The organism is Polyangium mundeleinium (assembly GCF_028369105.1).
GTDB classification, from domain to species: Bacteria; Myxococcota_A; Polyangia; order Polyangiales; family Polyangiaceae; genus Polyangium; species Polyangium mundeleinium.
In genome coordinates this window covers 4,709,435-4,720,788 of the sequence record NZ_JAQNDO010000001.1, presented here as the reverse complement: position 1 = coordinate 4,720,788, position 11,354 = coordinate 4,709,435, and the positions used below count along the sequence as shown (strand labels likewise).

The window sequence follows — 11,354 nt, the reverse complement described above, 5'->3', positions numbered from 1 at the left end:
AAACGAAACCGCCCTCCCCTTCCGAGGAGGGCGGCTCGCTTTTGTCCGCGCGGAGAGCGGTTACTCGCCGCCGATCGCGATGCCGAGCTGCTGCCGCAGCGCGAAGTACTGATCCGACACCGAGAACAGGAGCAGCTCCTTCAGCTTCTCCTGCGGCGGCAGATCACCCGGCTGCTGCGGCTCGGCCGCGATGATCTTCTTCGCGATCTCGAGGTCGCCGCAGAGCAGGTACCCCGCGCGGTTCGCCGTGATGTCCACGCACTGCGACCACCGCTTCAGGTTCGCCTTTGCCCCGTCCGCCACGAACTTCTTCACGACCATCCGCAGACCTTCGATCTGCATCGGCTGCATGAACTGACGGATCGTCTGCGCCGTCGCCAGCACCTGCTTGTCGATGTCCGCCGGCGAAGGCGCGTCCGGCTGGACGAGCTTGATCGCCGCGAAGAGGAGCACCGTCAGCTCGGTGACCGTCGGGAACAGCGTCTTGATGTAGTGCTCGCCGCGATACATCGCGAGGTGCTTGCCGATGATGAACGTCAGCTCCTGCGGCGAGAACCCAGTCAAAACCGTTTGACCCGCAACCGACGAGGGCGGCTCGGCCGGAACGGCGACGAGGGCACCCGGCACGTCGCTGCGCACGTACAGCGCCGGGCACGGGATCCCGAGCACCTGCGAGGCCCAACCGAACGTACGGGCGAACGTGACGGTCGACGTGGCCGGATCCTGGCGGAACCGCGGATCAAGGACCGGCTTCTCCTTCTTCGCCTCCAGCGTCGCGATCTTCGCCTTGAGCGCCGCGGAGGCGATCATCTCGAAGATCTTGCCGATGTAGAGGTTCTCTTCCTCGTGGAAGAGGTTCCGGAGCCACTGCTCGTTGTCGAGCCGGTTCTTGACCTGCAACATCCCCTGCGGACGGTAGTCCTCGAAGAAGCGCTGCTCGTCCTCGTCGGCCTTGCGGATGAACGCGAGCGCCGCCGCCGTGCACCACGCCGGATCGTACGACTTCTGCTCCACGTAGAGCCGGTAGAGCTCGTGGTAGGAGTCGGCGTTCGTCGCGTCGATCTTCACGAGCGACTGGTACTCGGAGATCGCGTCCTCCGTGTTCCCGAGGCCCGTGTAGAGCTGCGCCAGGATCTGGTGCTCCTGCACGTCCTCCGGCTTGAGACGCGCGGCGATCTTGAAGGTCTCGACCGCTGCGTTCACGTCCTCGAGCCGGTCGCGGTAGATGAGACCGAGCGCGTGCCAGAGGGTGAACTCGAGGTCGATGTTCCCCTTGCCCGCCACGCGGTGCAGCATCTTCCTGTAGGCGCGCTCGAGCTGCTTCCAGTCCCTCTGCGACGTGAGGATCTTGTTGATGCGCTCGAACGCGTCGAGGAACGCCGGATCGAGATCCAGTGCGTCGTTGAACAGGTCCACCGCGCGCGGGAGCTCCTCGAGCTTGTCGCGGTAGATCTGCGCCATCGTGAAGAAGTAGCGCGACTTGCGACCGGGCTGCGTCTCGAGGTCCGCGATGCGCTGGAGCGTGTCCACCATCTGCTCCCACTGACCAACCTTCTGGTACAGCGTGAGCATCCGGTGCAGCAGAACGTGGTTCTGCGGCTCCAGATCGAGCGCCTCTTCGAGCGCCTCGACGGACTTCGTCGGGTTCTGATCCTTCTCCCACGTATCGGCGATCTCGCCGAGGAGCTTGAAGCGCTCGGCGCCGTCGATGATGTTGTCGAGGATCTGGCGCTTGTAGTGCGCGACCTGCTTCCAGTCCTTCAGCCCGTCGTAGACGCCGACGAGCGCGTCGAGCGTCGGCCGGTGGGCCGGCTCCACGCCGAGAGCCTTCTCGAAGTTGTTGATCGCCTGCTTCGCCTGGCCCTGGTTCTGCTTGATGAGGCCGAGCTTGTAGTAGACGTTCGCGCGCGCCTCGGTCTCGGCCTCGTCCGTCGTCCCGAGGACCTTCTGGTAGTTCGTCAGCGCGCCGGCCCAGTCACCCAAGCGGAAGCAGACGTCGGCGAGGCCCTCAATGGTCTCGCGGTTCGTCATGTCGATCGCGTAGGCAGCCTGGTACGCCTTGAGCGCCTGCTCGTTCTTCCCGATCGCGACGAGCACCTTGCCGAACGTGTTCTGCAGCCGGTGCTGCTCGGACTTCTCGCGCTTGCCCGACTTCCGGACGAGCATCTCGCCGAGCGGCTCCGCCTTCGCCCACTTCTCGTTGCTCACGTACTCCGCGAGCAAGGGCATCGCCGCGTCCTCGTTGTCGCCGTCGCTCTGGAGCGCGAGTTCGTACGCTTGCACCGCGAGATCGTGCTCGCCGAGCCGATCGTCGCGCAGCCTGCCGAGCTCCACGAGGAGCTTGGCGCGCTGGCGCGGCGCCTCGGTGTTCATCTGCTCCTGATCGAGGTACCGCGCAGCGGTGTCCCAATCCTCGGAGTCGATCGCGATGACGCGCAACGCGGCCAGGGTCTGCAGGTGCGCCGGATCCAGATCGAGAGCCATCTCGAACCGATCCCGCGCCGCGATCCGATCCCCGATCTTCTCGTCGAGCTGCTTGCCGATCCGGTAATACATCTCGACACGCTGCTTGCCGTCCGGAGTCAGGTCGGCGACGCGCGTCATATAGTCGATGGCGCGCGACGTATCCTCCTGCTTCTCGTAGAGCTTCGCGAGCGCCTCGAGCGCCGGGATGTGCTTGTCGTCGAGGTCCGTGATGTTCAGCCACGCGTCAATCGCGCGGTCGAAGTCCTGGACCTCCTCGGCGTACACCTTCGCCGTCGCCGACCAGAGCTCGATCTTCTTCTGCCGATCGATCGTCGCGTTGATGTGGCGATCGTAGGTGTTGATGAGGTCGTGCCACTGCCGCAGCCGGCGGTAGCAACGCTCGAGCGAGTCGAGCGCCGCCTCGTGGTGCGGATCGATGTCCACGACCTGCTCGAGCCTCGCGGCCGCGAGATCCGGCTTGAGGAACTGCTCCTCCTGGATCTTCGCGATCTTGAGCAGCACGTCGATGCGCTCGCGCTCCGTCGTGACCACGTCGAGCTGCATCTCGAGAACGCCCACGAGATCCGGCCACTGGTGCGTCTGGTTGTAGACGCGCTCGAGGCCGCGCATCGCGAGCAGGTTTGCCGCGTCCACCTCGAGCACCTCGCGGTAGACCTGACCCGCCTTCTCGATCTGGCCGAGGTCCTTCTCGTAGAGGCCCGCGCAACGCAGCTTCGTGGCCGCGATCTGCGAGGCCTCCGTCTGCGCCTTGCCCTTGCGGGTCAGGACGTCGACGAGCTCGGGGAGCAGGCCGCGATCCGTGTAGATGCGGTCAAGCGCCTCGAGCGCTGCCAGGTGGTACGCGTCCACGTCGAGCGCGCGCTTGTAGAACGAGAGGCCCTGCTCCACGTCGCCCGCGTTCTTCTCGAGCACCTCGCCGAGCTCCGTCAGGATCTCCTTGCGATCGGTGTCCTTGACGGCGATCTCGAGCGCCCGCGTGAGCATCTGGCCCTGCTGCTGCCACTGGCCGCCCTTCTTGTGGAAGTTCGCCATCTGGCGCAGCACGTCGACGTTGTTCGGGTCGATCTGCAGCACCTTGCCGTAGTACGGCTGCGAGTACTCGGGGTGCCCGAGGTCCTCCGCGTACCACTTCGCGAGGTGCAGGCAGAGCCGGATCGTGCGAAGCGGATCCCTCTCCGGGTTCAGCGCCTGCAGCCAGCCGTTGACCGTCTGCACGAGCTCCGGCCAGCGGTTCGTCGCCTGCGCCATGCGCTCGAGGTAACGAACCGTGTCCATGTTGTCGAAGTCGAGCTCGAACGCCGTGAGCAGTGCGTCGAACGCCTGCATCCGGTCCTCGAGCTCGGTCTCGAATACGCGCGCGACCTTGCGGAGGATGTCCGTCTTCTCGTCGGTGTCCTCGCGCGAGTCGAGGCGCGCGAGGTACAGCTCGATGAGCGGCTCGGCGCGGTGCGCGGCCGAGTGCAGCTCTTCGAGCGCGAGGTAGGCCCGATCGTGCGTCGACTCGATCTCGAGGACCTTCTCGTACGCCGGCGTGCCCTTGTCCTTGTCCTGGACCTGGTGCTCCCAGATGTCGGCGACCTCGAGGTACTCGCGGATTTTCTCCGCGCCGTCCTCGTACGCCGCCGCGCGGCCCATCTTGACGTCGATCACCTCGACCCAGCGCTCTTCCGCGCGGAGCAGGTTCTCGAGCGCCGCCATGGCCTCGAAGTCGCGCGGATCGACCGCGAGTAGCTTCCGCCACGCGTCGATCGCGTCGTACGCCTGGACGAGCACGTTCTGGTACGTCGTCCCGAGCTCGCGGTAGAGGGCCACCACGTTCTCGGCCGGTAGCACCGAACCCGCGCGATCCACCGTCTGGTGGAGGATGCTCACGAGCTCGTTCGGATCGTTGCGCTTCCGCCAGATGTCCGCGATCGCGTAGAGCGCCTCGACGTTCGCGTACTCGATGTCGAGCGCGCGGTTGTAATCGTCGAGCGCGAGGTCGTCGCGCGTCAGCTTGTCGTTGTAGAGCTTCGCGCGACGGAGGAGCACAGCCACGCGCGCCTCGTCAGTCGGCTCGACGTCGAACTGCCGCTCGAGGGCCTCGCAGAGCTCCGCCCACCGCTGCTCGCGCTCGTACAGGTTCGCGAGCGCGAAGAGCGCCTCCGTGTCCTCGCCCTTGATGTCGAGGACCTGCTTCCACATGTCGATCGCGGCCGGGATGTTGTTGAGCATCTCCGGCTCGGAGAGCAGGCGCGCCATCTTCGCGCGCACATCGCCCTCGTTCGCCGTGATCTGGAGCTCGCGCTCGTAGACGCCCATCAGCTCGGTCCACGAACCCTTGCTGCCGTACAGGCGCTCGAGCGCGTAGATCGCGGCCTCGTTGTTCAGGTCGAGCTCGTCGAAGAGCCGGCGGAAGGCGCGGATCGCGTCGTCCACCTGCCCGAGCTGCTCCTCGTACACCTGGCCGAGGCGGCCGTAGAGCTCGATGTGCTCGTAAGGCTCCATCGGCACCTTGACCCGCTGCTCGAGGATCCCCGCGAGGTCGGCGTACTGCTCGAGCCCCGTGTAGATCCGATCGAGCTCGGCGAGCGCCTTCGGATCGAGCGGATCAACGCCGAGCACGTACCGGTACGTCTGCTCCGCCTTCTCGATGTCGCGCAGCTCCTCCTCGAACACGCGCGCGAGCCGCGTGCCGATGTTCGTCTGCACCGCCTTGTCGCCGTGCAGGCCGAGCACGTCGGCGTAGGCGTCGCCGAGGGTGTTCCAGCCGCCGTCCGTCGAGCCGCCGAGCCGCTCGACCTCTTCGAGCGTCTTCTCGTCCGCCGGGTACTCCTTGAGCACGCGGACGTACACGCCGAGCGCGCCGTCGAGCGCCACGAGCCGCTCCTCGTGGATCTCCGCCATGCGGTAGTACATGGTGAGCCGATCCGCGGACTCCGTGAGGTGCGTGAGCTGCGCCTCGAGGACACCCGCGAGCTTCTCCCAGTCACCGGACGACTGGTAGAGCGGCTCCAGGATCTCGCCGATCTCGAGCTGCTTCACGCCCGCCGCGAAGAGGCCTTCGAGGGCCTCCAGCGTCGCCGTGTGATCGGGCGCCGCATTCAGGATCTCGCGGTAGACGCCGATCGCCGCCGCCAGGTCGTTCAAGCGGAGCTGGTGGACCTGACCGAGCCGATATTTGAACTCGAGCGCGTCCTCCGGGTTCGGCGACGACTCGGCCTCGCGCGCGAGCACGGGCACGAGATCGGTCCAGCGCTCGGCCATCGTGAAGAGCCGGTCGAGCGAGGAAATCGCCGTCCAGTTCTCCGCGTCGACCTCGAGCACGCGCCGGTAGCGCGCCACCGCGCTGTCGACATCCTCGAGCTGCGTCTCGAAGATCCCCGCGAGGCGGAGCCCGAGCTCGACGAACTGATCCGGCTGCTCACCGAGCTTGCCGAGTTCCTGATCGTAGAGCGCCGCGACATCCTTCCACCGCGTCACGTACATCGCGAGCCGCTCGATGTTGCCGAGTGAATCCTGGTTCGCGATGTCGAACGTCACCGCCCGCGCGTACGTATCGAAGGCCGCCTGGTGGTTGCCGAGCATCTCCTCGTGCAGGCGCGCGATGCGGTGGAGCAGCTCCACCTTGGCGTACGGATCCTCCGCCTTCGCGACCTGAACCTCGAGAACGCTGATCAGCTTGTCCCACTGCTGCGCGGTGTCGTAGATGGGCTCGAGCACGAGGGCTGCTTCGAGCGCCGCCGCCGCGCCGCCGCTCTTGATGCCTTCGAGGGCCACCAGCGTGGGCTCGTGATCGGGCATCACTTGCAGCAGATCGCGATAGAGCTCGATCGCGCGCTGCACGTCGCCGAGGTGCTTCTCGTAGAGCTCGGCGATTCGGTAGTTGTAGCTGATCTGCTCCGCCGGATCGGCCGAGATGCGGGAGAGGTGCTCGAGCACACCGAGCAGCTCGTGCCAGTTCTGGGCCTGCTGGTAGAGCACGTCGAGCCGACCGAGCGCCTGCTGATCGTCCGGATCGAGCTCAAGCACGCGCTGGTACGTGTCGATCGACGCCGGCACGTCCTTGAGCTCGCTCTCGTAGACCGCGCCCATCTGGTAGTAGATGCTCTTCTTCTCCTCGGGATCACCGACGAGATCGACCTTCTTCGTGTACACCGCGAGAAGGTCGGCCCACCGCGACAAACCGAGATAGAGCTTGATGAGCTGATCGATCGCGCCGAGATCCTCCGGGTCGAGCTCCAGGATCTTGCCGTACACCGCGATCGCAGCGTCGTGCCGCTGGAGGATCTCCTCCTCGATCGACGCCGCCTGGAAGAGCGCGCCCTTCTTCTCGCCAAGCTCGTCGAGGATGTCGGCCTTCTGCTGCAGGATCTGCGAGAGCTCCTCGAAGCGATCCGCGGCCCTGAAGAGGTTCTCCAGCGCCTCGGCCGCGCCGAGGTTGCGCGCGTCGATCGTGAGCACCTTGCGGTAGTGCTTGATCGCGCTCTCGATGTCGCCGATGTCCGACTCGTAGACGCGCGCGCTCATCGTGTAGAGCTGGCTCGAAAGCTCCGGCTCCTGCTGCTGCGCCGCGAGCTCCTCCAGCACGCGCGCGAGGTCGGCAAACCGCCCCGTTGCGCGCGCCAGCCGATCCAGGCCCTGCTGCGTCGTGTCGAGCGCCGGGTCGTGTCCGAGCGCGCGCGCGTACGTGTCGAAGGCCGAGTTCAGATCACCGCCGGCGTCCTCGTAGAGCGTCGCGATCTGATGGAGCAGCTCCACCTTGCGGCTCACGTCGTCGCTCCGTCGGACCTGCACCTCGTGCACGCCGATGAGCTTCATGTAATCGCCCGAGGCCCTGTAGAGCGGCTCGAGGATCTCGGCGATCGCCACCTCGTGCTCGGGCAGCTTGCCGAGCCGTTCGAGCGCGCCGAGCGCCTCCGCATTCGCGGGCTCGCGCTCGAGGACCTGACGGTAGCCCTCGATCGCGGTCTCGAGCAGGTTCATCTTCGACTCGCGCAGCGCCGCAAGGCGGAGCATGAGCCGGATCTGCTGCTCGTCCTCGGTGGCGTACCGGAGCTGCTGCTCCAAGTTGTCCGCGAGGTCCTCCCACATGCTCTGCCGCGAGAAGAGCCCGTCGAGGGCGGCGAGCGCCACGTTGCTCGTCGGATCCTCGCGCAGCACCTCCTGATAGGCCGCGATCGCGTCGCCGGGCTGCGAGAGCTTCTCCTCGTAGACCTCGGCCATCTGCGCGAAAAGCGCCTCGCGATCCGTGAACTCCGGCGCGAGCGCGATACGACGGCGGAAGACCTCGATGAGGTCCTGCCACCGCTCGGTGCGGCGATAGAGCGCGTCCATCGCAGCGAGCGCCTCGCCGTCCGCCGGATCGATCTCGAGCACGCGCTTGTAGCCGTTCGCCGCGTCCTCGATCTTACCGAGCTTCTCCGAGATGCCCGCGAGCCGCATCCAGTACTCGCGTGCGAGCCGCTCGTCGCTCAGGCCCCCCGCGATCTCACTGAAGACCGCGAAGAGTTTGTCCCACGAGCCGGCCTGCGCCGCGAGCTGCTCAAGCTCGCCGCGCGTCTCGCCGTTCGATGGATCGTCCTTCAGCGCGCGGCTCTGCGCTTCGAATGCCCGCGCGAGATCCGTCAGGTGCTCGGCCGCCGTACGGGCGACCTTGCGCAGGAGGTTCACGCGCGTCCCGACGTCCGCCTCCGCGGCCGCCAGGATCTCGAGGGACTGGATGAGCTTCTCCCAGTCGCCGCGCGTCTCGTAGATCTCCTGCAGGATCCCGGCCGCCTCAGCGCGGAGCTCCTCGTTCTCGAGCAGCTTCTCGAGCGCGATGCGAGCGCCGTCGTTCGCCGGATCGAGGACCAGGATCTCCCGGTAGTTGTCGAGCGCGCCGTGCGCGTCGCCGAGCTTCTCGAGCGTCGAGCCGAGCCGGTACTTCAGGTCGACCGTGATCGCGTCACCGAGGTTCAGCTCGATGCGTCGACGCAGCACGTCGACGTAGCTCTCCCACTGCTCCTGCTCGCGGTAGAGCGTGTCGAGCGCTTCGAGCGCCGGCGCGTCGGCCGGATCGTCCTGGAGGACCTCGTTGTACGTCGTGATCGCGCTCCCCGGATCCTTGATCTCGTTCACGTAGAGCTGCGCGATCGCGTAGCGGATGCTCTTCGTCTCCTCGGTGTCCTGCGCCAGCTCGAGCTTGCGCTTGTAGATCTCGAGGAGCTCCGTGAACCGACCCGTGTCGCGGTAGAGACGCTCGAGCGCCGAGATCGCCGCAGCGTTCTCGCTATCCGTGTCGTACACGGCGCGGAACTGCGCGAGCGCGTCGTCCACGCGCTTGACCTCGTCGACGAGCACACGACCGAGCCGGAGACGCAGCGCGATCCCGAGATCCCGATCCACATCCTCGTCCGCGCGCGCGATCGTCTTGCCGTACGACGCGATGAGGCTGTCCCAGCTTCCCGTCGTGCGCGCGACGCGCTCCACGTCCTCGACGCATTGCTCGTCGCCGGGCGCGAGCTCGAACGCGGACAGGAACCGCTCGAATGCCTTCTGCGGCTCCTTGAGCTTCGCCTCGTAGAGGCCCGCGACCTCACGGTAAAGCGCGAGCTTCGTATCGGCGTCCTGATCGTTCGCGAGCTTGACCTCGATCGCGACCGCGAGCCCCTTCGCGTTGTTGGCCTGCGTGTAGAGCGGGATGAGCGCCTCGGCGGCCGGCAAGTACCCGGCGTCGATCGTCCACACCTTCTCGTAGGCCTTCATCGCCCGATCGGCCTTGCTCTTCTGATCGAGCCAGAGCTGGGCCGTCTTCATGAGCAGGCTGATCTTGTTCTTGTCCTCGGTCTCCTTCGCCTCCTGCGACTCGAGAACGCGGATGAACTCGTCCCACTTGCCCTGCTCTTCGTAGAACCGCTGCAGGTCCTCCCAGCGAGCGACCTTCAGGTAGAGCTTCTTCAGCGCCTCCTGGGCCTTGCGCTCGTTCGGGTTCAGCGTGAGGAGCTGCTCCCACGCGTCGATCGCGGCGTCGTCGTTGTTCAGGCGCTCGCCGTAGAGAGCGCCGAGCTTGCCGAGCAGCGCCTCCTTCGCTTTGAAGTCGGCCGTGATCTCGACCTGCTTCTGCAGCACCACGGCGAGTTTGTCCCAGTCCTTCGAGCGCTCGTGGAGGCCCGACAGCGCGTTCAGCGCCTCGACGTTCTCCGGATCGTCGGCGAGGACCTCGTCCCACAGCTCGACGCAGACCTCGGGCTTCTTGACGCGCTCGGTGGCGAGCTTCGCGATCTCGAGGAACTTCTCGGCGCGCGACGGCCCCGGCGGCATCATCTGCGCCTTGCGCCGGTTCAGCCCGATGAGCTTCTCCCAGTCGCGACGCTTCTCGTAGCTCTGCTGCAGATACTCGATCGCCTGCGCATTCTCGCCGTCGATGACGAGGATCGCCTCAAAGCACTTCACGGCCTCGGCCGCGTTCGAGAACTTGCCCGTGTAGAGCTCCGCGGCCTGCAGGTAGTACGAGATCTTGTCCGCCGCGTCGGGCACCGCCTCCGCGAGCTCGACGAGCGTCTTGACGTACTCGTTGAAGCGCTTGGCCTGCTCCTGCTTCTGCGCCTTCGCCTTGAGCTCTTCGATCTTCGCCCAGTCGACGGCGTCCTCCTCCTCGACGACCTCCGTGGACACCTCGGTCTCCACCTCGGGTGCAGCAGCGGACGGCGCAGGCTCGGACACGGCGGGCACCGAAGCCGCAGGCACCGAAGCCGCAGGCACCGAAGCCGCGGGCACCGAGGTCGCCGCGCCGAGGCGCTCGCCGATCTGCGTCTCGAACGCGAGCAGCGTCGGGTGCTGCGGCGCGACCTGCGAGAGCTTCTCGAACCAGGGCCGCGCGCGCATCACGTTGCCGAGCTTCTGCCAGATGATCCCGCCGGCCTGGGCGAGCATGAACGGCGAGCCGTTCCCGCCGTCCGAAGCGATCTTTTCGGCGAGCACCGCAACACGCTCCCAATCGCCTTCCTTGGCACCCCAAAGATCACGCAGGTACGTGAACGCGCCCTCGGCCTCGGGGTCGTGCGCGAGCGCCTCTTCGAGCAGCTTCGCGCCGAGCTCCGCGTTCTGATGGCGCGTCGCCCAGCGCGTACCGAACCGAAGCGCGGACTCGGCGCGACCACGGCCGCTCATCGCGTCGAGCACGCGGCGCTGTGCATCGACGAGCGTCTGCGAGCGCTCCTCCTCCACGAGGATCCCCTCGTAGAGCGCGGCTACCTGGCGATCGAGCGGGTTTGCCTCGTACGCCTTCGCGAGAAGGTCATCGACCTCCGCCGGCGCGAAGCGACGCGCGAGCCGCGCGGCTCGCAAGAACAGGCGCGCCCGCGAAGCCCCGTCGAGCGACGCGTCGTTCGCGCGCTGGAGGAGCTCTGCGACGTGCGCCTCCCAGCTCTCCAGCTCGACCTGCGCGTCGGCCAGGCCGGCGCGCGCCTCCTCGCTCGTGCCCCCGGACGTACCGAGCGCGCGCGCGTACGTCGACACGGCTTTCTCGTTCTCGCCGATGTCGCAGTACACGTCCCCGAGCTCCACGAGCAGCGCGGTCGCTTCGGGGCCATCCCCGAGCCCCTTCAGCTCGAGCTCGAGGAGCCTCTGGACCATGTTGATCTTGCCAAGGTCCCAGTACACGAGCCGCGCGAGGCGAAGTGCCTCGGTGAGCGTCGAATTCAGCTTGAAGGCGTCCTGCAGATGCTTGAGCGCCTTGACGCCCTGGAGGAACTTCTCCTCGAGGAGCCGCCCAAGACGCAGGTGGTAACCGGCCTTCGCCGTGGCATCCGCCTCGCTGGCGAGCCCCTTCTCGAGCTCTTCAGCGAGCCCCTGCCATTCACGAACCGACTCGAGATGCTTCAGACGCTGCGCAAGATCCATGGATT

General features: G+C 66.6%; 1 protein-coding gene. It reads right to left on the bottom strand.

The window, feature by feature from the left end; translation table 11 throughout:
* Positions 1–60: 60 nt before the first annotated feature.
* Positions 61–11,349 (bottom strand): tetratricopeptide repeat protein, encoded by an 11,289-nt coding sequence (locus POL67_RS18785; RefSeq protein WP_271918909.1) that lies wholly within the window; start codon positions 11,347–11,349, stop codon positions 61–63.
* Positions 11,350–11,354: the final 5 nt, after the last annotated feature.